Annotated in this window: 26 protein-coding genes; 14 read left to right on the top strand and 12 right to left on the bottom strand. The window is 57.9% G+C overall.

Going from position 1 to position 22,329, the window contains the following annotated elements:
• Positions 1-23 precede the first annotated feature (23 nt).
• The 7 genes from fahA to RUESEDTHA_RS16170 all read left to right on the top strand — a co-directional run bounded on the left by fahA (position 24) and on the right by RUESEDTHA_RS16170 (position 5,809).
• On the top strand, positions 24-1,280 hold the full coding sequence (gene fahA, locus RUESEDTHA_RS16200; protein ID WP_180887762.1) for a fumarylacetoacetase: 1,257 nt from the start codon (positions 24-26) through the stop codon (positions 1,278-1,280).
• A gap of 3 nt (positions 1,281-1,283) precedes the next feature.
• Positions 1,284-1,820: a dihydrofolate reductase family protein gene (locus RUESEDTHA_RS16195; RefSeq protein ID WP_180887761.1), complete on the top strand. Its 537-nt coding sequence runs from the start codon at positions 1,284-1,286 to the stop codon at positions 1,818-1,820.
• 3 nt (positions 1,821-1,823) lie between these two features.
• Positions 1,824-2,774: an MBL fold metallo-hydrolase gene (locus RUESEDTHA_RS16190; RefSeq protein ID WP_180887760.1), complete on the top strand. Its 951-nt coding sequence runs from the start codon at positions 1,824-1,826 to the stop codon at positions 2,772-2,774.
• A gap of 137 nt (positions 2,775-2,911) precedes the next feature.
• Positions 2,912-4,522: an FAD-dependent oxidoreductase gene (locus RUESEDTHA_RS16185; protein ID WP_180887759.1), complete on the top strand. Its 1,611-nt coding sequence runs from the start codon at positions 2,912-2,914 to the stop codon at positions 4,520-4,522.
• 5 nt (positions 4,523-4,527) lie between these two features.
• Entirely contained in the window at positions 4,528-4,725 is a 198-nt protein-coding gene (locus RUESEDTHA_RS16180; RefSeq protein WP_180887758.1) for a DUF2783 domain-containing protein, read from the top strand.
• 19 nt (positions 4,726-4,744) lie between these two features.
• Entirely contained in the window at positions 4,745-5,380 is a 636-nt protein-coding gene (gene maiA, locus RUESEDTHA_RS16175; RefSeq protein WP_180887757.1) for a maleylacetoacetate isomerase, read from the top strand.
• An 87-nt stretch (positions 5,381-5,467) separates the two neighbouring features.
• Complete coding sequence (locus RUESEDTHA_RS16170) at positions 5,468-5,809, top strand: DOPA 4,5-dioxygenase family protein (RefSeq protein WP_180887756.1); 342 nt, start codon at positions 5,468-5,470, stop codon at positions 5,807-5,809.
• Here the strand turns inward: RUESEDTHA_RS16170 and RUESEDTHA_RS16165 are convergent.
• Positions 5,806-7,434 (bottom strand): acyl-CoA synthetase, encoded by a 1,629-nt coding sequence (locus RUESEDTHA_RS16165; RefSeq protein ID WP_180887755.1) that lies wholly within the window; start codon positions 7,432-7,434, stop codon positions 5,806-5,808. The two genes, RUESEDTHA_RS16170 and RUESEDTHA_RS16165, sit on opposite strands and share 4 nt — an antisense overlap.
• Positions 7,435-7,655: 221 nt before the next feature.
• On the opposite strand from RUESEDTHA_RS16165, the gene RUESEDTHA_RS16160 reads away from it, so the two are divergent.
• Both RUESEDTHA_RS16160 and RUESEDTHA_RS16155 read left to right on the top strand, forming a co-directional pair.
• Entirely contained in the window at positions 7,656-9,047 is a 1,392-nt protein-coding gene (locus RUESEDTHA_RS16160; RefSeq protein WP_180887754.1) for an aspartate aminotransferase family protein, read from the top strand.
• A 117-nt stretch (positions 9,048-9,164) separates the two neighbouring features.
• Positions 9,165-9,614 carry a hypothetical protein gene (locus tag RUESEDTHA_RS16155; protein WP_180887753.1) on the top strand — a complete coding sequence of 150 codons (450 nt, stop codon included), beginning with the start codon at positions 9,165-9,167 and terminating at the stop codon, positions 9,612-9,614.
• Between the two features lie 32 nt (positions 9,615-9,646).
• Here the strand turns inward: RUESEDTHA_RS16155 and RUESEDTHA_RS16150 are convergent, their stop codons facing one another.
• The 6 genes from RUESEDTHA_RS16150 to pyk all read right to left on the bottom strand — a co-directional run bounded on the left by RUESEDTHA_RS16150 (position 9,647) and on the right by pyk (position 14,625).
• The gene (locus RUESEDTHA_RS16150) at positions 9,647-10,051 is read right to left on the bottom strand and encodes a GNAT family N-acetyltransferase (protein ID WP_180887752.1); all 405 of its coding nucleotides are present in this window, start codon (positions 10,049-10,051) and stop codon (positions 9,647-9,649) included.
• A 129-nt stretch (positions 10,052-10,180) separates the two neighbouring features.
• Positions 10,181-10,546, bottom strand: a complete 366-nt coding sequence (rplT, locus tag RUESEDTHA_RS16145; protein ID WP_008756009.1) for a 50S ribosomal protein L20 — start codon at positions 10,544-10,546, stop codon at positions 10,181-10,183.
• A gap of 14 nt (positions 10,547-10,560) precedes the next feature.
• Positions 10,561-10,761: a 50S ribosomal protein L35 gene (rpmI, locus tag RUESEDTHA_RS16140; RefSeq protein WP_010443552.1), complete on the bottom strand. Its 201-nt coding sequence runs from the start codon at positions 10,759-10,761 to the stop codon at positions 10,561-10,563.
• 182 nt (positions 10,762-10,943) lie between these two features.
• Positions 10,944-12,494: a sodium:alanine symporter family protein gene (locus tag RUESEDTHA_RS16135; protein ID WP_180887751.1), complete on the bottom strand. Its 1,551-nt coding sequence runs from the start codon at positions 12,492-12,494 to the stop codon at positions 10,944-10,946.
• 13 nt (positions 12,495-12,507) lie between these two features.
• The gene (locus RUESEDTHA_RS16130) at positions 12,508-12,945 is read right to left on the bottom strand and encodes a universal stress protein (protein ID WP_180887750.1); all 438 of its coding nucleotides are present in this window, start codon (positions 12,943-12,945) and stop codon (positions 12,508-12,510) included.
• Positions 12,946-13,179: 234 nt separating this feature from the next.
• Positions 13,180-14,625: a pyruvate kinase gene (pyk, locus tag RUESEDTHA_RS16125; RefSeq protein WP_180887749.1), complete on the bottom strand. Its 1,446-nt coding sequence runs from the start codon at positions 14,623-14,625 to the stop codon at positions 13,180-13,182.
• A 133-nt stretch (positions 14,626-14,758) separates the two neighbouring features.
• On the opposite strand from pyk, the gene RUESEDTHA_RS16120 reads away from it, so the two are divergent.
• From RUESEDTHA_RS16120 to RUESEDTHA_RS16110, 3 genes are all read left to right on the top strand, one after another.
• Complete coding sequence (locus RUESEDTHA_RS16120) at positions 14,759-15,496, top strand: N-formylglutamate amidohydrolase (RefSeq protein ID WP_180887748.1); 738 nt, start codon at positions 14,759-14,761, stop codon at positions 15,494-15,496.
• Between the two features lie 59 nt (positions 15,497-15,555).
• Complete coding sequence (locus tag RUESEDTHA_RS16115) at positions 15,556-15,795, top strand: DUF6868 family protein (RefSeq protein ID WP_171126911.1); 240 nt, start codon at positions 15,556-15,558, stop codon at positions 15,793-15,795.
• A gap of 74 nt (positions 15,796-15,869) precedes the next feature.
• Complete coding sequence (locus tag RUESEDTHA_RS16110) at positions 15,870-16,184, top strand: DUF1244 domain-containing protein (RefSeq protein ID WP_180887747.1); 315 nt, start codon at positions 15,870-15,872, stop codon at positions 16,182-16,184.
• 44 nt (positions 16,185-16,228) lie between these two features.
• On the opposite strand, the gene RUESEDTHA_RS16105 is transcribed toward RUESEDTHA_RS16110, so the two are convergent.
• The 3 genes from RUESEDTHA_RS16105 to dgcN form a co-directional block, all read right to left on the bottom strand.
• Positions 16,229-17,089 carry a D-amino-acid transaminase gene (locus RUESEDTHA_RS16105; RefSeq protein ID WP_180887746.1) on the bottom strand — a complete coding sequence of 287 codons (861 nt, stop codon included), beginning with the start codon at positions 17,087-17,089 and terminating at the stop codon, positions 16,229-16,231.
• A 10-nt stretch (positions 17,090-17,099) separates the two neighbouring features.
• Positions 17,100-18,065, bottom strand: a complete 966-nt coding sequence (gene dgcA / locus RUESEDTHA_RS16100) for an N-acetyl-D-Glu racemase DgcA (protein WP_180887745.1) — start codon at positions 18,063-18,065, stop codon at positions 17,100-17,102.
• Between the two features lie 65 nt (positions 18,066-18,130).
• Positions 18,131-19,132: an N-acetyltransferase DgcN gene (gene dgcN, locus RUESEDTHA_RS16095; protein ID WP_180887744.1), complete on the bottom strand. Its 1,002-nt coding sequence runs from the start codon at positions 19,130-19,132 to the stop codon at positions 18,131-18,133.
• A 295-nt stretch (positions 19,133-19,427) separates the two neighbouring features.
• On the opposite strand from dgcN, the gene RUESEDTHA_RS16090 reads away from it, so the two are divergent.
• Positions 19,428-20,390: an L-malyl-CoA/beta-methylmalyl-CoA lyase gene (locus RUESEDTHA_RS16090; protein WP_180887743.1), complete on the top strand. Its 963-nt coding sequence runs from the start codon at positions 19,428-19,430 to the stop codon at positions 20,388-20,390.
• Positions 20,391-20,423: 33 nt separating this feature from the next.
• On the opposite strand, the gene RUESEDTHA_RS16085 is transcribed toward RUESEDTHA_RS16090, so the two are convergent.
• Positions 20,424-21,002, bottom strand: a complete 579-nt coding sequence (locus RUESEDTHA_RS16085; protein WP_180887742.1) for a PA14 domain-containing protein — start codon at positions 21,000-21,002, stop codon at positions 20,424-20,426.
• Positions 21,003-21,118: 116 nt separating this feature from the next.
• Entirely contained in the window at positions 21,119-21,571 is a 453-nt protein-coding gene (locus tag RUESEDTHA_RS16080; RefSeq protein WP_180887741.1) for an Lrp/AsnC family transcriptional regulator, read from the bottom strand.
• 73 nt (positions 21,572-21,644) lie between these two features.
• Here RUESEDTHA_RS16080 and RUESEDTHA_RS16075 point away from each other — a divergent pair, with 73 nt between their 5' ends.
• Positions 21,645-22,241 carry a LysE family translocator gene (locus RUESEDTHA_RS16075; protein ID WP_180887740.1) on the top strand — a complete coding sequence of 199 codons (597 nt, stop codon included), beginning with the start codon at positions 21,645-21,647 and terminating at the stop codon, positions 22,239-22,241.
• The last annotated feature ends 88 nt before the right edge of the window (positions 22,242-22,329 follow it).

Below are 22,329 nucleotides of genomic sequence, written 5' to 3'. Positions count from 1 at the left end.
AAATCAGAAAACAAGGATCACAGATGCCTTTAAAGACATCCTGGGTGGCCTCGGCCAATGACGCCCACCACCCGTTTCCGCTGAACAACCTGCCTTATGGCGTATTCTCGGTCGAAGGCGATGAACCGCGCTGTGGCGTGGCGATCGGCGACATGATCTTTGATGTCACCGCCGCCGAAGCCGAAGGTTTGATCCAATTGGCGGACGAGCCGCTGTTCGACCTGCCCTTCTGGAACCCGCTGATGGAACAAGGCCCAGCGGTCTGGGCCGCGCTGCGGGACCGGCTGACAGATCTTCTGGCCGAAGGCAGCGAGGCACGATCCGACATCGAACACCTGCTGATCGCCCAAAGCGACGCTGAGATGCACATGCCTGTCGCTGTCAGCGAATACACCGATTTCTACGCCGGGCGGCATCACGCGCAGAATGTCGGCACCATGTTCCGTGGCCCCGATAACGCCCTGCCGCCGAACTGGCTGCACATTCCTATTGGCTATAACGGTCGCGCGTCTTCAGTGGTGGTGTCCGGCACCGATATCCGCCGCCCCTGGGGTCAGTTGAAATCGCCCGAACACGACCGCCCGGCCTTTTTGCCCAGCCGTCGTTTCGACATCGAACTGGAAATGGGCGCGCTCGTGGGCACGCCGTCTGACGGGCCGATCACGGTGCAGGAAGCTGACAATAATATCTTTGGCTATGTCCTGCTGAACGACTGGTCCGCGCGCGACATTCAGGCGTGGGAATATCAGCCGCTTGGTCCCTTTCAAGCCAAGGCCACAGCCACATCCATCAGCCCCTGGATTGTCACCAAGGCGGCGCTGGACCCGTTCCGGTGCGATACGCCTGCGCGCGAATTCGAGTTGCTGGATCACCTGAAAGACTGCGGTCCGATGCTGTATGACATTGATCTGTCGGTAACGATGGCGCCCGACGGGAAGCCCGCCACAACAATCGCCAGAACGAATTACAAAGAGATGTACTATTCCTCGGCGCAGCAACTGGCCCATCACTCGACCTCGGGCTGCCCAATGAACACCGGCGATCTGCTAGGATCCGGCACAATTTCGGGGCCAACAAAGCCCGAGCGCGGCTCGCTTCTGGAACTGAGCTGGGGCGGGAAAGAACCGCTTACTCTGGACACGGGCGAATCCCGCACTTTCATCGAAGACGGCGATACACTGACCCTGACCGGTGAGGCGAAGGGCGAAGGCTACACAATCGGGTTTGGTGACTGCGTGGGCACGGTCCTGCCTGCCCTGCAAGACCCTTACGGGCGCTAACCCATGACGGCGAACCCCTCGTATGTCGGATACATCGCGATGAGCCTGGACGGATTCATCGCTGATCCCGACGGCAGTGTTGATTGGCTGAACCCGTTCAACGAAGCCCTGGCCTCGGACGGGGGCGACGGGGGCTACGGAGAATTCATATCGTCCATCGACGCGCTGATCATCGGTCGCGCGACTTATGATCAGGTTCTTGGATGGGGCTGGCCATATGGCGAACGGCCCGCCTATGTGATGACCCGGCAGACCAAGATCAAAGGCGCGCATATCGCCGCTGCGGGCAGCATAGAGTCCCTGAAAACTGCCATTTTGGAAGCCGGGCATAAGAAGGTCTGGATTCTTGGCGGTGGCAAAACACAGCGCGCAGCGATTGACGCCGGAATGTTCGACACGCTTCGTGTTTTTGTCATGCCAACCCTGCTTGGTCAGGGACTGCCCTGTTTTGCCCCCGGAAAACAGCACGATCTGACGCTGCTGGACGTTACGAAACAGCCGGGCGGCATACTGCAAATCGACTACGAAATAAAAGGTTGAACGATGGCAAAAGCTTTCGCGTCCCAAGGGGACATGTCTGAAAAGAACATCTCGTTTACTGAGGTAGGCGAAGGCCTATACGCCTTCACCGCCGAAGGGGATCCGAATTCTGGTGTCATCATCGGCGACGACAGCGTGATGATTGTCGAGGCACAGGCAACGCCGCGTCTGGCAAACAAGGTCATCGAATGCGTGCGTTCGGTTACGGACAAACCCATTACCCATGTCGCGCTGACCCACTATCACGCTGTCAGGGTGCTGGGTGCCAGCGCCTTTGGTGCACAACAGATCATTATGTCCGACATGGCTCGCGCCATGGTCGTGGAACGCGGGCAGGAAGACTGGGACAGCGAATTCCAACGCTTCCCCCGCCTGTTCGAAGGACACGAAAGCATCCCCGGCCTGACATGGCCCACCTCCACCTTCAGCGACACGATGACTGTCTATCTGGGCGACCGCCGGGTTGATCTGATGCATCTGGGCCGCGCGCACACGGCAGGCGATATCGTGATCCACGTGCCCGATCAGAATGTTATGTTCACCGGTGACATCGTCGAATATCACTCGGCCTGCTACTGCGGCGATGGTCATTTCAGCGATTGGGGCGACACGCTGGACGAAATCAAGTGGTTCGATGTCGACGCAATCGCGCCGGGTCGCGGGGACGCGCTGGTGGGCAAAAGCATGGTGAACGCTGCCATCGAAAACACACGCGACTTTGTGGAAAGCACCTATCGTCCGGCGGCCCGGGTTGCCGCGCGTGGCGGTTCCTTGAAAGAAGCGTGGGATGCCGTTCGCGCCGAATGCGATCCCAAATTCTCGGACTATGCGATCTATGAGCATTGCCTGCCATTCAACGTCGCCCGCGCCTATGACGAGGCACGCGGCATCGATACCCCACGCATCTGGACCGCGCAGCGCGATCTTGAAATGTGGGAGGCATTGCAGGGCTAGGGACATACCGTCGCATTTGATCCAGATCGTTTTGCACCGGAAAAATCGGTGAAATCATCGTGTATGACCTCCGGCATGGCTATGCCCAGGGGCCTAGAGTTTTGCGCCAATCGCGCTAAAGCATCGGGGGAGAACCCATGAACAAGATTTTCGAAACGCCGCTTTACGCCTATGACCGCAGCCCCGATCAGGATGCGTCTACCCCGGTGCGCCACAAGGTAATCGTCATCGGGGCCGGACCCATCGGGCTTACCGCGGCAATCGACCTTGCGCAACGAGGGGTTGAGGTCGTGGTGCTGGACGAAAACGACAAGGTTAGTTTTGGCAGCCGGGCCATCTGTTTCTCGCAGCGCACGCTGGACATTGCCGATCGCTTGGGCGGCGGAAAACCCATGGTTGATACCGGCGTCCAGTGGGACGCAGGTAAAGTGTTCTTTGATAACCGCAAGGTCTACGAATTCAACCTTCAGCCCGAAAAAGGCTATGGCAACCCTGCCTTCATCAACCTTCAGCAATATCATCTGGAGCGCATATTGGTCGATCGCATCCGTGCGCTTCAGGCTGAGGGCGCGCCCGTGGAAATACGTGGCCGCAACAAGGTCGAGGCCATCGGCACGCATGACGATCACGTCAAGCTTGAGGTTGAAACGCCGGAAGGTCCGTACAATGTCGAAGCCGACTGGCTGGTCGCCTGTGACGGCGCGCATTCTCCGACCCGCCGGATGCTGGGGCTGGACTTTGACGGGCGTGTGTTCGAGGACAACTTCCTGATCGCCGATGTGGTGATGGAGGCCGATTTTCCGACCGAACGCTGGTTCTGGTTCGACCCGCCCTTCAATCGCGGCCAGTCTGCATTGCTGCACAAACAGCCCGACAATGTTTGGCGTATCGACCTGCAATTGGGATGGGACATCGACAAAGAGCGTGAGAAACGGCCCGAAAACGTAATCCCGCGCCTCAAACAAATGCTGGGTGAAGATGTTGAGTTCGATCTGGAATGGGTGTCTATCTATACCTTCCAATGCCGCCGGATGGAGCGTTTCCGCTATGGTCGTGTCCTCTTTGCCGGGGACAGCGCCCATCAGGTCAGTCCGTTTGGTGCGCGTGGTGCAAATTCCGGCATTCAGGACACGGACAACCTGTGCTGGAAACTGAAGCTGGTGATCGACGGGCAGGCACCTGAATTGCTGCTGGACAGCTACAGCCGCGAACGCGTGCAGGCGGCGGATGAGAATATCAGCATGTCCACGCGCTCAACCGATTTCATCACGCCCAAGTCCGAGATGTCGCGCCTGTTGCGAGATGCGGTTCTGGACCTCAGCGAACACTATGACTTTGCCCGTCCGCTGGTAAACTCCGGACGTCTGAGCGCCCCATGCACCTATACGGGGTCCTCCCTGAACTCGGCCGATGCCCTGAACGGGCCTGACATCACACGGCCCGGCTCGGCCTGTCCGGATGCACCGCTGGGCGATGCGTTCCTGTTGCCGAAGCTTGCGGGCAAGTTCACCCTGCTGACGATTGATGCCGACGCACCGGACAGCCTGGAAGAAGACGGCGTCGTGGCCAAGCGGCTTGCGTTGTCGGTAAAGGATGATCCGACGCTGGACTTGAAACGGCGATATCTGGGTGACGCAACCAGCGCCGTCTACTTGATCCGTCCGGACCAGCATGTCGCGGCCCGGCGCGACAACTTCGAAGAAAACGCTTTCCGCCAGGCAATCCGCCGAGCAACCGGTAAGGAGTAAGCGAAATGACCGATTTGATCCTCACCCCCAATCTGGACAGCGCCGACGATTTCTATGCAGGACTGTTGACCGCCCACGAAGGCTTGGACAGGGCCGAAAGTGACGCCCTGAATGCGCGGCTGGTTTTGGTTCTGGCCAATCACATTGGAGATGCCGAAGTGTTGTCCCAAGCTTTGAAAGCGGCCAGACTCCAAGACAACTGACACTGGGCAGGAGGTCCGAATGAACGCGGTTTTGTATGATTACTGGCGGTCTTCAGCCAGCTACCGCGTGCGGATCGCGTTAAATCTGGCCGGGATCGCCTATCAGCCGGTTTCCATTGATCTGGTCGCAGGCGATCACAAATCCGGCGATCATCTGGCGCGCAATCCACAGGGTCTGGTGCCGGTCCTCGAGATTGACGGCCAACGGCTAACACAATCACTGGCAATAATTGACTATCTGGATCAGACGCGCGGCATGGGCCTGCTGCCGGCGGAACCCGCCGCGCGCGCTCGGGCACTTGCGCTGGCGCATTCCATCGCCATCGACTTGCACCCGGTCTGCAACCTTTCGGTCGCGCGCCATGCAACAGAACTGAGCGGAAATGCCGAAGGGATGCCGGACGATTGGATGCGCCACTTCATCCGCCCCGGCCTGTTGGCGTTCGAGGCGCTTTTGGGCGGATTCGAACAGGTCCCTTATTGCACCGGGCCGCAACCAGGTCTGGCCGATCTATGCCTGATGCCGCAGATGTATAACGCGCGTCGCTGGGGCGTTGATCTGACCGACCTGCCCCACATTCTGAGCGTCGAGGCCGTCTGCGCGGTACACCCCGCCTTTGCAGATGCCCACCCCGACCGGCATGTACCCGCCTGACCTGCTGCACAGGGTCTGTGTGCACATGGCCATAGGCATCCGGGCGGCGCAGGCCTACGTTCATCACACCTAATGATGGAGGCCCAGATGCCCGAGATCACCGGCTATCACGCCCATGTCTATTTCGACGCCAATACGCAAGAGACCGCCCAGCAGCTCTGTGAAGACGCCGCGCGCCTGTTCCCGGTTGAGATGGGTCGGATGCACACAAAGAACGTCGGACCCCATCCGTGTTGGAGTTGCCAGTTGGCCTTCGCCGCAGACGCCTTTGATCAGGTCATCCCTTGGCTGATGCTGAACCGGCAGGGGCTGACCATCTTCACCCACCCCGAAACCGGCCAGCATCTTGAGGATCATCGAGACCGTGCAATCTGGATGGGCGAGATGCTTGCGCTGGACCTGTCAATCTTTGACAGGATGGGGCGCTAGCCCAGTTCCCGTGCTTGATCCCGCAGTTTGAATTTCTGAATCTTTCCGGTTGATGTCTTGGGCAATGGACCAAACACCACCGTCTTGGGCGCTTTGAAATGCGCCATATTATCCCGGCAGAAGGCGATGATCTCGGCGTCTGTTGCCTGCGCATCCGGCTTCAGCTCGACAAAGGCGCAGGGCGTTTCGCCCCATTTCTCGTCCGGGCGGGCAACGACTGCGGCCTCCATCACGGCGGGGTGTTTGTAAAGAATGTCCTCGACCTCGACGGATGAGATATTCTCGCCGCCCGAAATGATGATGTCTTTGGACCGATCCTTCAGCGCGACATAGCCGTCCGGGTGCATGACCCCAAGATCGCCCGAGGCAAACCACCCGCCTTTGAACGCCTTGTCCGTGGCATCCGGGTTTTTGAGATACCCTTTCATCACCACATTGCCCTGCATGAAGATCTCACCCATCGTTTCGCCATCGGCAAGCACAGGTTCCAGCGTTTCGGGATCGGCAACCATCAGACCGGACAAAGCTGTATAGCGCACGCCCTGCCGGACCTTCAGCGCGGCGCGCTCATCGGCGGGTTTGTCATTCCATTCGTCCTTCCATGCGCAGACAACCGATGGGCCGTAGGTTTCGGTCAGGCCGTATACATGGGTGACCTCGATACCCATCCCCTCCATATTGGCGATCACGGCGGCGGGCGGCGGGGCACCTGCGGTCATCACCTTGATCTGGTGATCGAAATCCTTGAGGTGATCTGGCGCATTGGCCAGCATGTTCAGAACAATCGGCGCGCCACAGAAATGCGTGACCTTCTCATCCCGGAAGGCCGCATAGATAGGCTCATCCCGCACGGCGCGCAGACAGACCGACACCCCGGCATTCGCCGCCATCGCCCATGGAAAACACCAGCCATTGCAGTGGAACATCGGCAAGGTCCATAGATAGACCGAGTGTTTGGGCATGTCCCAGTCCAACAGGTCCGACTGCGCATTCAGCGCGGCACCTCGGTGATGATACACAACGCCCTTGGGATTGCCTGTCGTGCCCGAGGTATAGTTCAAAGTAATCGCATCCCACTCGTCATCCGGCAAAGACCAAGAATGGTCTGGTTCGCCCTCGGACAGAAGCGCTTCGTAGGTCAGGGACCCTAGCTTTTCTCCGCCATCAAAACTGGCATCTTCAATATCGATGACTAGCAGATCGTGATCGACCTGCTGCAATGCCTCTTTCACCGCGCTCGAAAACTCTGGGTCGACAAGCAATATCTTGGATTCAGCGTGGTTGAGGATGAAGGCAATGATCGGCGCATCCAGCCGTGTGTTGATCGCGTTCAACACCGCGCCGGTCATCGGGACACCAAAATGCGCCTCGTACATCTCGGGGATATTGGCGGCGATGATCGAGACCGTGTCGCCTTTTCCAATACCACGCGCAGCAAGTGCCCCCGCCAGACGCCGACACCGGATATATGTATCGGCCCAGGTATATCTGCGTTCGCCGTACACGACGGACGGGTAATCGGGATAAACCTGCGCCGTCCGCTCAAGGAAACTGAGCGGTGACAGCGGCGTATGGTTCGCGCGGCATTGATCCAGATGACGTTCATAAATGTTGGCGTCAGTCATCGGTTTCCCCTCCCTTTGTCTGATCGCGCGACTTGATCACAAAGTTGCCCGGCTGACAAACCCGTAGAAATACGGCGCAGGTCTGGACTGGCAATATGCGATGATGCAATCTGGCCCTATCTACCGATGGTCTTTCGCGGTGATCTGAGCCATCTAAAACACACGGGCCGGGATTAAGCTCCGGCATCCTGCGCACCCAAGAAATTCTGAAAGGACATGTCATGGACGGCACGTTCAACGAAAACGATCTTTCCCGCGTGGTCGAGGCAGACCGCGCCCATATCTGGCATCACCTGATCCAGCATAAACCCTTTGAAACCAACGACCCGCGCATCATCGTCGAAGGCAAAGGCATGCGCGTCTGGGATCAAAACGGCAAGGAACATCTGGATGCTGTCTCGGGCGGGGTCTGGACTGTGAACGTGGGCTATGGCCGCGAATCGATCTGCAAGGCTGTCTATGACCAGTTGATGAAGCTGTGCTATTTCGCAAACTCGGCCGGGTCCATTCCGGGCTCGATCTTTGCGGAAAAGCTTATCAGCAAAATGCCGGGGATGAGCCGTGTCTACTATATGAACTCGGGCTCAGAGGCGAATGAGAAAGCCTTTAAAATGGTTCGCCAGATCGCCCACAAGAAATACGGCGGCAAGAAGACCAAGATCCTGTATCGCGACCGCGATTATCACGGATCAACTCTGGCGGCGATGTCGGCGGGCGGTCAGGACGAGCGCAACGCGCAATACGGCCCATTCGCACCCGATTTCGTGCGCGTCCCGCATTGCATGGAATATCGCAAGCATGAGCTGGACGGAGCCCCCGAAGAGAATTTCGGCGAATGGGCGGCTGATCAAATCGAAGAAGTCATCCTGCGTGAAGGCCCCGACACCGTGGGCGCCCTGTGCCTTGAGCCTGTGACCGCGGGTGGCGGCGTGATTGAGGCCCCCGAGGGCTATTGGCAGCGCGTGCAGGAGATTTGCGACAAATACGACATCCTTCTGCATATTGATGAGGTCGTCTGTGGTGTCGGCCGCACCGGCACTTGGTTCGGCTATCAGCAATACGGGGTGAAGCCTGATTTCGTGACCATGGCCAAGGGCGTCGCCTCGGGCTATGCGGCGATTGCATGCATGGTCACGACCGAGGAAATCTTTGACATGTTCAAGGACAATGCGGACGACCCGATGAACTATTTCCGCGATATCTCAACCTTCGGCGGCTGCACTGCAGGTCCGGCTGCGGCGATCGAGAACATGCGGATCATCGAGGATGAGAACCTGCTGCAAAACTGCACCGACATGGGCGCGCGCATGATGGGCAACCTTCAGGAGCTGATGGAGAAGCACAAGGTCATCGGCGACGTGCGCGGCAAGGGGCTGTTCCTTGGGGCCGAGCTGGTCTCGGACCGGTCCACCCGTGAGCCTGTGAATGAGAAACTGGCACAGGCTGTTGTGGCCGACTGTATGGCGCAGGGCGTGATCATCGGCGTGACCAACCGCTCGGTGCCGGGCAAGAACAACACGCTGTGCTTCTCGCCCGCGCTGATCGCGACAGCGGACGATATCGACCAAATCACCGATGCCGTCGACGGTGCGCTGGGGCGTGTGTTCGGCTAAGTCTTCGAAAAATGAAAACCGGCGTACTTTCGCGCCGGTTTTTTTGTGCCCGAACAAAATCTTGCCAAAACACGCAACTCGGATAGCCTGCCTTTATTCTAGACAGGAGATACTCCGATGTTCCGCGCCTTTTTTGCCGTACTCATTCTTGCTTTCACCGCACCCGCTTTTGCAGAACAAGGCAGCGGCTTTCCGCAGATTGTCGGCACATGGCACGGCACCTATCTGGTGGGGTTTGCCAAATCGAACCCGAACCATGCCAAGGGCCTGTTGAAGACCGAGATGGAGTTGGAGATCACCAAGCTGGACGGCAACCTGATCACCGCCACCAATCGCTGGCGACGGATCGGAGACAAAGACTGGATCGTTGAAGAGGCGATGGGCACCTTTGCGCTCGACGATCCCACCCGCTTTGTTCTGGCCGAGGCGGGGATTTCCGGCGATGACGTTTCTTCGGGGATATTCAACGGAGTCTATCTGGATGACGTGATCATGGTGACCTATGCCGGTCCGGGAACCGGAGTGTCGTTTGCGGCTCAGTTGGTGAAGAAGGATGAAACGAAATAAACTGCCCAACCCACAGCCCAAGGTGACGGCAGTCAATTACGATGCAAGAACATATTTATTCCGTCCGGAGAGTCTTTGAAACCAAACGGTCTATAAAAGTCGTGTGCATCTTTTGTCCCCAGATACCAGCTTTTGACGGCCTTTAGTTCGGGGTGGTCCAGCAAACCATGCAATAGCAATCTTCCTACACCCCTTCCGCGATGTTCCGCAAAGACTAGAAAATCCTTAATATGTGAACAGGTCACGCGGTCAGACACTGCCCGAGCAAAGCCTATTTGATCACCCCCAAGAAAGGCAGAGACGCAAGATGAATGCTGAAAAGATGCGAGAACTTGGTCTTTCGTCAACGTCTCCCCCCAATATTCGTTTTGGATGGAAGAACTAAGCTTCTCAAGGTTGATCTGCTCAACTCCATATATCAATTCGATACTTTTCATGGTTTCCGCTTATCAAAACTGAAACTAGACTTGAAGCATGTTTAAGGAAGAAACGAGGACGATCACTCCACCAACAAAAAAGCCGCCCCAAACAGGACGGCCTTTCTTTCACTGTCTCTTTTCAGAGGATCAGGCAGCCAGGGCAGCCTGAGCTTTGGCGACGATCGCGCCGAACGCTTCCGGTTCGTGCACGGCCAGATCAGCCAGAACTTTGCGGTCCACTTCGATACCGGCCAGGTTCAGGCCGTTGATGAAGCGGGAATATGTCAGAGCCTCGTCATGCGAACGGACAGCAGCGTTGATACGCTGGATCCACAGCGCGCGGAAGTTGCGCTTGCGGTTCTTGCGGTCGCGGGTTGCATACTGGTTGGCCTTGTCGACGGCCTGGCGGGCAACCTTGAAGGTGCTCTTGCGGCGGCCATAGTAACCTTTGGCGGCCTTGATGACCTTCTTGTGACGGGCGTGAGTTACGGTTCCACCTTTAACGCGGGACATCTCTTAATCTCCTCTTAGCGGTCGTAGGGCATGTAGCCCTTGACGATCTTGGCGTCGGGGGCGGACAGGGTGGTGTTGCCACGGGCGTCGCGGATGAACTTTTTGGTCCGCTTGATCATGCCGTGCCGTTTGCCGGCCTGGCCAGCAAGGACCTTACCGGTCGCAGTCACCTTAAAGCGCTTCTTGGCGCTCGACTTGGTCTTCATCTTAGGCATTTCCGTCTCCTTTTTCGGGTTCGGTACAAAACGCGACTCGGCATGCCATCCGGCCGGTCACGCGATCAGAAGCGCCGTTTACGCAAGTTCGATCATACTGGCAAGGGGGTTTTGACCAGAATCTGCGCTTTTCGCAGGGCGGTCAGGTACCGGGGCGACACGCGCCGCCCCGGTAGAAAGACTTAATGGCCGAATTTGCGGATTTCGCCGCTCTTCAACCGGGCCGCGTAGCTGGCCAGTTCCTCGCGCACCACTTTCATCAGGAAGTAGAGCGCAAAGACGTTCACAACCGCCATCGCAAAGATCGCCGCATCCGAGAAGTCGATGACCGGGCCAAGGTTGGCCGCCGCACCGATCACCACGAAAACGCAGAAGATGATCTTGAAGATCAGCTCTTTGGTGTGACCTTCGCCAAACAGGTAGGTCCAGGCCTTGAGGCCATAGTAGGACCAACTGATCATGGTCGAGAAGGCAAACAGAACCACCGCGATGGCCAACACATAGGGGAACCATCCAAAGGCGCTGGCAAAGGCTGCCGAGGTCAGGCTGACGCCCGAGTTTCCATCGACCGTCGCAATGGCGTTGCCCGCTTCGTTCAGCATGTAGTTGCCGGTTGCCGGATCAATGATCAGCTGCTGGGTGATGATGATCACCAGCGCGGTCATCGTACAGATCACAACGGTGTCGATGAACGGCTCCAGCAGGGACACAAAGCCCTCGGTGATCGGCTCTTTCGTCCGCACCGCCGAGTGCGCAATCGCCGCAGAACCAACGCCCGCTTCGTTCGAGAACGCCGCACGACGGAAGCCCTGGATCAGCGCGCCGACCATACCGCCAGCAACGCCAAGACCTGTAAAGGCACCCGCGAAGATTTGACCAAAGGCCCATCCGATCTGATCTGCGTGCATGATGATGATGACCAGCGCGGCCAATACATACATGACGCCCATGAACGGTACGACCTTCTCAGTCACACGCGCGATGGATTTCAAGCCACCGACGATCACGGCAAACACGATACCCGCAAAGACCAGACCTGTGATCCACCCCGGATAGTCGCCGACGATGCCCGCGATCTGCTGATGCGCCTGATTGGCCTGGAACATGTTGCCACCGCCCAGCGCACCAAGGATACAGAAGATCGAGAACAGAACCGCAAGGATTTTACCACCGGGCAGACCCAGTTCGGCAAAGCCCTTGGACATGTAATACATCGGACCACCGGAAACCGTGCCGTCCTCGTATTCATTGCGGTATTTGACGCCCAGCGTACATTCGGTGAATTTCGACGCCATACCCAAAAGGCCCGCAACGATCATCCAGAATGTGGCACCCGGCCCGCCGATCCCGACAGCCACCGCCACACCAGCGATGTTACCAAGACCAACCGTCCCGGACAGAGCCGTCGCCAGCGCCTGAAAGTGGCTGACTTCACCCGCGTCGTTAGGGTCGGAATAGTCGCCTTTGACCAGGCTGATTGAATGACCAAAGAACCGAAGCTGAACAAAGGCAAAATACAGCGTGAAGACTGTTGCCGCGACGACCAGCCATCCCACGATCCAAGGGAATCCCGTGCCCGGGAAGGGCGCGAAGATAAAGCTGACAAACGGCCCGGTGAAATCGGCGAAAGCCTGATTGATTTTTTCGTCCAGCCCCGGTGCATCTTGCGCCAGCGCGGGGCTTGCAAGGAACATGGCAGCTATGGCCAGACCCAAGTGTTTCAACATGTTCATAATCGTCACCCCCTCAATTCACTACAGTGACCGGAACATCGGCATGCATCACTAGATTCTGCGTTGAACTGCCAAACAGCCGTTTCTTGAACCCATCGGCCGACGCGCGGCCAACGATGATCTGCGTCCCGCCATTTTCAACTGTGATTGCATTCAGCGTTTCTGCCACATCGCCGTGACGCACGATGCCATGCGCCGTAAATCCGGCAGCGGTCAGCGCATCCACGGCCGGGCTTACGATCCGCGTCGTCGCCAAGTCGACCTCTTCTTCGCGCCGCTTGTGCCGCAACGCGTTTTCTTCAGGTGTTTGGAAAGTGAAAGGGGACCATTCGATAACGTAAACCACCAGCAACTCACACGTTCCGATCCGTTCAGCCAAATCCTTGGCAAAAGCGATCGCACGCTCTCCGGTTTCTGTCCCGTCCAGTCCAATGACAATTTTGGTTGTCATGACGTTCCTCCGATTTTGTTGATTATACCGGGGCCCGTGCCCCCGGCCGGGCAGCCGGAACCTGGAACTTACTGAGTAGACCGCCCTTGCGGATCAGTATCCAAGAAAAACACCAAAAAATAGAGGGGAAACTGAAAGACTCACCCTCCATTTAGATATACTGTTGCTTTATATATACTTTTTTTGCCCATTTTTTAGGCTACAGGCATTGACTGGGGATCGCTCCCGCTTGGTTCAACCCGGATCAGTGTTGTAAATCAACCGCTCGTCGCAGGGCGCGATACGCAAGATGTTGGTCGTACCCGGCACGTTGAAGGGCACACCCGCCGTGACAACGATCTGGTCCGCTTCGGCTGCAAACCCCCCGGAACGGGCGGCTCGAGCTGCATTCACCACGGCGCCCTTGAACCGCTCAAGCTCGGGCGTCATCACGCAATGACACCCCCAGGTCAGGCACAGGCGGCGGGCCGTACCCGTGGCCGGAGTCAACGCAAGGATCGGAACGGCCGGACGCTCGCGCGCGGTCAGCAAGGCGGTCGTTCCACTTTGTGTAAAGCAGCAGATCGCCTTGATTTCAGTTTTTTCCGCGATCTCTCGCGCGGCGGCAACAATGCCGTCGGCCACAGACGTGCCCTTGGCCGAGCGTGAAGACGCGATGATCTGAGAATAAGTTGGGTCTGCCTCAACCTCGATGGCGACTTTATTCATCGTCTGAACCGCCTCAATCGGGTAAGAGCCCGCAGCGGATTCAGCGCTGAGCATGATAGCGTCGGTGCCCTCGTAAATTGCGGTGGCCACGTCCGACACCTCGGCGCGCGTTGGCATTGGGCTTTCGATCATGCTCTCCAGCATTTGCGTCGCCACAATTACCGGCTTGGCCGCACCACGGCATTTCCGAACCAGACGTTTTTGGATCGGCGGCACGGCTGACACCGGCAGCTCGACGCCCAGATCACCCCGCGCGACCATGATACCGTCAGACGCATCAAGGATATCGTCAAATGCTTCAACCGCTGCCGGTTTTTCGATCTTGGACAAGATAGACGCGCGACCATCAGCCAATGCGCGAGCCTCAAACACGTCCTTCGCGCGCTGCACAAAGCTCAGCGCCAGCCAGTCGACACCCAGTTGGCAGACAAATTCCAGATCGTCACGGTCCTTCGCCGACAGTGCTGCAAGCGGCAGCACGACGTCGGGTACGTTCACACCCTTACGATTTGAAATCGTCCCGCCCACTTCGACAGAACAGTTGGCGAAGTCCTGCCCACAATCCTGCACGACCAGACGGATCTTGCCATCATTCACCAAAAGACGCGCGCCTGGCTCCAGCGCGGCAAAAATCTCGGGGTGTGGCAAACAAACGCGGCTGACATCCCCGGGCTTGGGATCAAGGTCCAGCCGGAAGACTGCACCCTCAACCAGTTCTTCTGCATCGTTGGCAAAGACACCCACGCGCAGTTTCGGGCCCTGAAGGTCCGCAAGGATCGCAATCGGACTGTCCAGATCCTTCTCTACCTGCCGAATGATCTGGTGACGTTCGCGAATTTCATCATGACTGCCATGGCTCATGTTCAGGCGGAATACATCTGCCCCCGCCTCGTGCAGGGCACGAATGGTATCATAATCGTTGGACGCCGGTCCCAGCGTCGCCACGATCTTTACACTTCTCAGGCGTCGCATTGGTCTTGCTCTCCTCACGTCGTCTTTTGGCTTCGCGGCAATGTTATCGCAAACATTGCCGCAGGCTGCTTATTGCGCAATTCCCTTTTCAAAGCAACTGCCCTACACCTGCGACAAACTAGATGACAGGCTTATGACGTATTCTCCGTTTTTTATCCACGGCGCTGATCGCCCGTCGCGCTGGCTGATTACATGCGACCACGCAACAAACACCGTTCCGCCCGATATCAACGGCGGCGATCTCGGCCTGCCGCGCGAGGATATGGAACGTCACATCGCCTATGACGTTGGCGCCTATGAGGTGTCCAAGCATCTGGGCGAGATCCTGAACGCACCCGTCATTGCCGCGAATTTCTCTCGCCTTGTGATCGACCCCAACCGGGGTGAGGATGACCCGACCTTGCTGATGAAGCTCTATGACGGCTCGATCATTCCAGGCAACCGCCACGCCGACAACGCCGAGCGCGAACGCCGCTTGAACATGTGCTATCGCCCGTATCACAATGCGCTGGCTGAATTGGCCGCCCTGCCCCACGCGGTGATTGTGTCGATGCATTCTTTCACCCGGCAGCTTCGCGGCCGTGATCCGCGCCCTTGGCACGTGGGTGTTCTGCACACCCCGGACGAACGTTTTGCGCGCCCGCTGATCAACCGACTGCAGTCCGAGGACGATCTGTGCGTTGGCATCAACGAACCCTATACCGGAGTGCTGCCCGGTGACGCGATCGACAAGCACTGCACGGGATTTGGCCGCCCCAATGCGTTGATCGAGCTACGCAACGACCTGATCGCCGATCATGCAGGACAGCGCGCATGGGCTGAACGGTTGGCAGTCGTCCTGAAGGACGCTCTGGACGACAGCGACCTTTAAGCGCACGACATTGTGAGGTTCGCCGCCAACACATATATTTCGAGGGAAAGGGGGCGACTGTGACTCAGGAATTCCTCACCTCCGTCTTTGGTTGGATGGCCGTACTCAACATCGCGGTATTGCTGTTTACCACAGCAATGGTCCTGCTTTTGCAGGACTGGATTGCCGGTATCCACGGCAGGATGTTCCAGATGGAACGCCCGGACGTGAAACGGGCCTATTTCAGGTATCTCGCCAACTACAAGATTCTGACATTGATTTTCTGCATCGTCCCTTGGCTTGCGTTGAAGCTGGCGTGACGTCCTGTTTGTTGAAACATCACCACCGGACCGCTAGGTCAGAGACAACGATAGTGTTTACCCGGAGCCAGACCATGGACAAGCAAACCGAAATCGAACTTCAGGCCGCCGCGTTCCGCCGCTTGCAAAAACACCTGATGGAAGACCGCACCGATGTTCAGAACATCGACATGATGAATCTGGCCGGGTTCTGCCGCAACTGCCTGTCGCGCTGGTATCAAGAAGCCGCCAATGAAAAAGGCATCGAGATGGGCAAGGACGAGGCCCGCCAGATTTTCTACGGCATGACCATGGATGAATGGAAAGCCAATTATCAGACCGAAGCCAGCCCCGAAAAACAGGCTGCCTTCGAGGTCTCGTTTGAGGAAAACGTCGGCAAGAAAGGCTGAGGTCATATAGCTAAAAGGCCCGCCATTCCAGCGGGCCATTTTAGTCAGATTGCCGCTTTCCGGCTTTCGTCCAAATAGATTTCGCGCAGGCGCTTGGCGATCGGGCCGGGTGTTCCGTTGCCCAGTGCAACCCCGTCGATCTCAACCACTGGCATCACGAAAGCACTGGCCGAAGTGGTAAAGGCCTCATCCGCCTCTTTCGCCTCGTCGATGGTGAACAGACGTTCCTCGACCTCCATCTGCGCCTCAGCCGCCATGCGCAGCACGGCCTTGCGGGTGATGCCGTGCAGGATGTCGTTGGACAGTGGGCGGGTGACGATCTTACCGTTTTTCACGAAGTAAGCATTGTTGCTGGTGCCTTCGGTGACATACCCATCTTCGACCATCCACGCATCGTCGCACCCGGCGGCCTTGGCCATCATCTTGCCCAAGGACGGATAAAGCAGCTGTGTTGTCTTGATGTCGCGACGGCCCCAGCGGATATCGTCGATCGAGATGATCTTGACCCCCTTCTGCGCCGCCGGACTGTCAGCCAGACCTGGCTTGTTCTGGGTGAACAGAACCAGCGTTGGTTTGGTGTCTGCGGCAGGGAACACAAAATCCCGGTCGCCATCGCTGCCGCGTGTGACCTGCAAATAGATCAGGCCCTCGACGATCCCGTTCAGTTCGACCAACTTGCGGTGAATTTCCAGCAATTCATCTTTGTCGCACGGCTCGGCCATCTGCAATTCGTCCAGCGAGCGTTTCAGGCGCACCGCGTGACCCTCAAAGTCGATCAGCTTGCCGTCCAGCACACTGGTCACCTCATAGACGGCGTCAGCCATCAGGAATCCACGGTCAAAGATCGAGACCTTGGCCTCGGTCTCGGGCAGGTATTCTCCGTTCACGTAAACGGTGCGGGTCATGGTGTTCTCCTCAGCCCCAGAGCGCGCTTGAAGGCGGATGCACTCCGGCGTCATCAAAAATCAGCGGGTTGGTGCGGTCTTCGGCCAGAAGAAGCGGGCCGTCAAGGTCCGTTACCATCGCACCCTGCGCCAACAAGGTCGCAGGGGCCATCGCAAGCGAGCTGCCGACCATGCAGCCGACCATCACTTGATACCCCTCGGCCAGCGACTGCTTGCGCAGTTCCAACGCCTCGGTCAGGCCGCCGGTTTTGTCGAGCTTGATGTTGACCACGTCGTATTTACCTTTCAGCGCCGGAAGGCTGGCGCGGTCATGACAGGATTCGTCAGCACAGACGGGCACCGGGCGCTCTATCCCGATCAACGCGTCATCTTCACCTGCGGGCAGGGGCTGCTCGACCAGCGCAACACCCAGACGCACCAGATGCGGGGCCAGATCGGCATAAACGGCAGCAGACCAGCCCTCATTCGCGTCGACAATGATCTGCGCGTCGGGCGCGCCTGCGCGAACAGCCTCCAGCCGGGGCATGTCGTCCGGCGTGCCCAGCTTGATCTTCAGCAATGGGCGATGCGCGTTTTGCGCCGCCTGCGCCTGCATCGCCTCGGGCGTGTCCAGCGAAAGAGTATAGGCGGTTATCTCTGGCCCCGGAACCGGCAGACCAGCAAGGTCCCAGGCACGCCTCCCTGCGCGTTTGCACTCCAGATCCCACAGAGCGCAGTCCACCGCATTTCGTGCAGCCCCGGCGGGCAACAGGTCCATCAGCGACTGGCGTGTAAATTCGGCTGGCAGACCCGCGATCTCGGCCTCGACGGACTCCAGCGTTTCGTCATAACGCGCGTAAGGAACACATTCGCCCCAGCCCTGATGCACGCCATCCGACAACCGGACCGTCAGAACTTTTGCCTCGGTCCGCGACCCGCGCGAAATGGTGAACACCTGCGCCAGCCGAAACACATCACGAGAGACTTCTATCTGCACGCGCCTACCCTTTCAGTTTAGTGTCGAAAAGGCCGGCAACAAACGCCACCGGCCCAGCGCTTAGATCACAGCGCGGCCAGCGCATCCACCAGTTTACCCGCACCGAACCGATAGGGATCAGTGGCGGGCAGACCCATCTCGGCCTCAACCTCGGCGATATAGGCCAAAGCGTCCTTTTCGCTCAGGTTCTGCGTGTTGATCGACACACCGACAACCTGACAGGCCGGGTTCGCGATCCGAGCCATCGGAAGGGCGGCGTCGCGCAGTTCTTGCAGCGTTGGCAGAGAATACTCCGGCAGGCCGCGCATATGGGTCCGGGTGGGTTCGTGGCACAGGATCAGCGCATCCGGCTGGCCGCCATGGATCAGCGCCATGGTCACGCCGGAATAAGATACATGATAAAGCGAACCCTGCCCTTCGATGTGATCCCAGTGATCTGCGTCATTCTCGGGCGTTAGGTATTCAACCGCACCCGCCATGAAATCGGCCACGACCGCATCCAGTGGAACGCCCTGCCCGGTGATCAGAATGCCCGTCTGCCCCGTGGCTCGGAAGGTAGACTTCATCCCCCGCTTGCGCATCTCGGCGTCCATCGACATGGCGGTATACATCTTGCCCGCGGAACAATCGGTGCCCACGGCCAGACAGCGCTTGCCTGTGCGTTTGCGACCATTTGCAATCGGATACCCAACGGTCGGCACCCGCACATCATGCAACGTGCAACCATGAGTCTGAGCAGCAGCGACCAGATCACCCTCATCACGCAGCAGGTTGTGCAGGCCGGACGCCAGATCATAGCCCATCTCCAGCGCTTCGATCAGCACCTTTTTCCAAGCTGCGCTGATCACACCGCCGCGATTGGCAACGCCGATCACCAACGTCTTTGCCCCGGCGGCCTTGGCTTCGGCAAGCGTCATATCCGTCATGCCAAGATCGGCCTTACAGCCGTCCATGCGGTATTGACCCACGGCGTTGTCTGGTCGCCAGTCGCGGATTCCGATGGCAACCTTTGCCGCCAACTGGTCGGGCGCATCGCCCAAAAACAACAGATACGGTGTCTCGATCATTGCGGTGCACTCCTTTGATTCCGGCGCAGATTATTAAACCGCCCGAACGAGTGTTTCGCGTTTTCCTGCAAGGACGCAGGGTCCAAGGGGATAATCTTGCGTAGTATTCACCAAACGCGCAAAATCATCCCAAGTTTTCAAAGCGATTAAACTTTAACCTCCAGCGACGCAGCGTATTACGGTGAATGCTGCGATTGCATTGCCGCATCTGCACAAAGGCGCTTGCACAGCATCGCGCAATTTAATACCTCAGGAGGCAAGAAAATCGCAATTTCCTTTCTCGCACGAGGTCCAGATGAGCTTTCGCATCCAACCCACCGCCCCCGCGCGCCCCAACCGCTGCCAATTGTTCGGGCCGGGATCAAACACCAAACTGTTCCCGAAAATGGCCGCGTCTGCAGCCGATGTGATTAATCTGGACCTTGAGGACTCGGTCGCACCTTCTGACAAGGATGCAGCCCGCGCAAATGTAATCGAAGCGCTGAACACCATCGACTGGGGCGGCAAGTATATGTCCGTCCGCATCAACGGGCTGGACACACCTTACTGGTACCGTGACGTCGTCGACCTGCTGGAACAGGCAGGCGATCGTCTGGATCAGATCATGATCCCCAAAGTCGGGTGCGCAGCAGATGTCTACGCCGTAGACGCGCTGGTCACAGCAATCGAGCGCGCCAAGGGCCGCACCAAGCCCGTCAGCTTTGAGGTCATCATCGAATCCGCCGCTGGCATCGCCCATGTCGAAGAAATCGCGGCCTCCTCGCCTCGCATGCAAGCCATGAGCCTTGGTGCTGCGGACTTTGCCGCGTCGATGGGGATGCAGACCACCGGCATCGGTGGCACGCAGGAAAACTATTACATGCTGCGCGAGGGCGAAAAGCACTGGTCCGATCCGTGGCACTGGGCACAGGCCGCCATTGTCGCGGCCTGCCGCACCCATGGCGTGTTGCCCGTGGATGGCCCGTTCGGCGACTTCTCAGATGACGAAGGGTATATCGCGCAGGCCAAACGCTCGGCCACTTTGGGCATGGTCGGCAAATGGGCGATCCATCCCAAGCAGATCGCGCTCGCCAATCAGGTCTTCACCCCGTCGGACGAGGCCGTGTCCGAGGCCCGCGAAATCCTTGCCGCGATGGAGCAGGCAAAGGCCAACGGCGAAGGCGCAACGGTTTACAAGGGACGTTTGGTGGACATCGCGTCGATCAAACAGGCCGAGGTCATCGTGGCACAGGCCGAATTGATCGCCGCAAACGGTTAAAACTGAAAAGGCGCCCCAAAGGGCGCCTTTTTATTAACGGCCAAAGACGTCATTGGGCGTCCAGGTAAATCGTTCACCCTTCTTGCCCCATTTCATCATCAGGCAAGACGTTCCGTATTTCTGAAAATACTTGATCTTCAGAGGGTACCATCCCGCCTGCGGGACTTCGACCTCGGTCCGCTGGTTTGCGTCGCAGCCCTGCCGACCGTTGAAATAGCCGATCTGCTGCCCGCCGACCCAAGCGTCGATCCCGTCATTAGACCAGGTCTCCAGTTCGTAGACGCCGGGCGCGTTGAACTTGATGTAACCGGTGATCTCTGCCGCGACATTGAAGGCTTCGTTGAACGTCAGCACCGGGTCGCCTTCTGACGTATCGCGATAGTCCAACCCGCGCAGCGGCTGCCCCGGCTTGGCCTTTTTCAGCAGAAAATCAACCTTGGACAGGTTTTGGATCTTGCGCGGAGGATTACCCTCCCATGCGTATTTTACGTCAAGCCCCGCTTTTGGGCTGGGCTGGGGGCTGGCAGGTTGCAGCTTGAGCGGCGCTGTCATGGCCGCGCCGGCAATCATCGCGAATACTGCGACAAGCGCCCCTGTTCTGAAGAGTTTCATTTTCTCCTCCCTGAGAGTCATCCCGCGGGGTATGTTCCCCGTCAAATTAGGTCATTAACTGACACTAGGGCGTGAAAATTAACCCCGCAAGACGGTTAAACATCACAATCGCAAGGCTAAGCACGCATATCTTTGGGCGAATCCATGACGACATAAGACGTAATCGACGTGACATGGGGCAGTGTTCCCAGCACATCAGTGTGAAAGGTCTTATATGCCGGAAGGTCCGCGCATTCGACGCGCAGCAGGTATTCTATGGTGCCGGTGATGTTGTGACACTCAACCACTTCGGGGGCACGCTGAAGGGCACGCTCGAACCCTTCTTGCGCGGCTTTGGTATGTTCACCCAGCCCCACGCCGATATACGCCACGAACCCCACTCCAACCGCCGCCGGATTCAGCACCGCACGATATCCGGCGATCACCCCTGAACGCTCCAGCTCTTGCACGCGGCGCAGGCAGGCAGACGGGGAAAGCCCGACACGTTCGGCCAGATCCAGATTGCTGATCCGTCCATCACGCGAAAGCTCGTGCAATATTTGCTGATTTATTTGATCTATCTTGGCCATTGATTGCAAAACTATGACAATAACGCACAAAAACGCAATTTCATTTGCCCTATGCGCAGTAATTATCCCCTTCATGACATATGAGATTCTTCTGGCCCTGGTCACGTTTGCCTTTGTTTCGTCTATCACGCCCGGACCAAACAACCTGATGCTGATGGCGTCCGGCGCGAATTTCGGCTTTCGCCGGACGGTCCCGCACATGTTGGGGATCGGATTGGGCTTTACGGTGATGGTTCTGCTGGTCGGGGCTGGTTTGGTGCAGGTCTTTGACCGATTTCCAATCAGCTATACGATCCTGAAAACCGCCTCGGTGCTTTATCTGCTGTTTCTTGCCTGGAAAATCGCGCATGCAGCGCAAGCCAAGGCGGGGGAGACCTCGGGCACGCCGATGACCTTTCTACAGGCCGCAGCTTTTCAATGGGTCAACCCCAAGGCATGGGTCATGGCCCTGACCGCCACAACCGCCTACACGCCCGAGCAAACTCTGAACGCCATCGTTGTCGTTGCGTTGGTCTTTGGCGCGGTGAACCTGCCCTCGGTCAGTACGTGGACGGTTCTGGGGCAGCAGATGGCGCGCGTGTTGACTAACCCGAAACGGTTGTCGGTGTTCAACTGGACCATGGCGATATTGCTGGTGGCCTCGCTGTACCCTGTTCTATGGCCGACGTAACCAGCTTCTTGGTGAAGAAATCTGGCGGCAACAAAGGCCGATCGCATTGCCCGAGTTGCATCCGGCGCGACGTCAGGTCATATAGCAG

Origin of the sequence: Ruegeria sp. THAF57 (genome assembly GCF_903914075.1) — a bacterium.
Lineage (GTDB): Bacteria > Pseudomonadota > Alphaproteobacteria > Rhodobacterales > Rhodobacteraceae > Ruegeria.
This window is presented reverse-complemented; position numbering and strand designations above follow the sequence as displayed.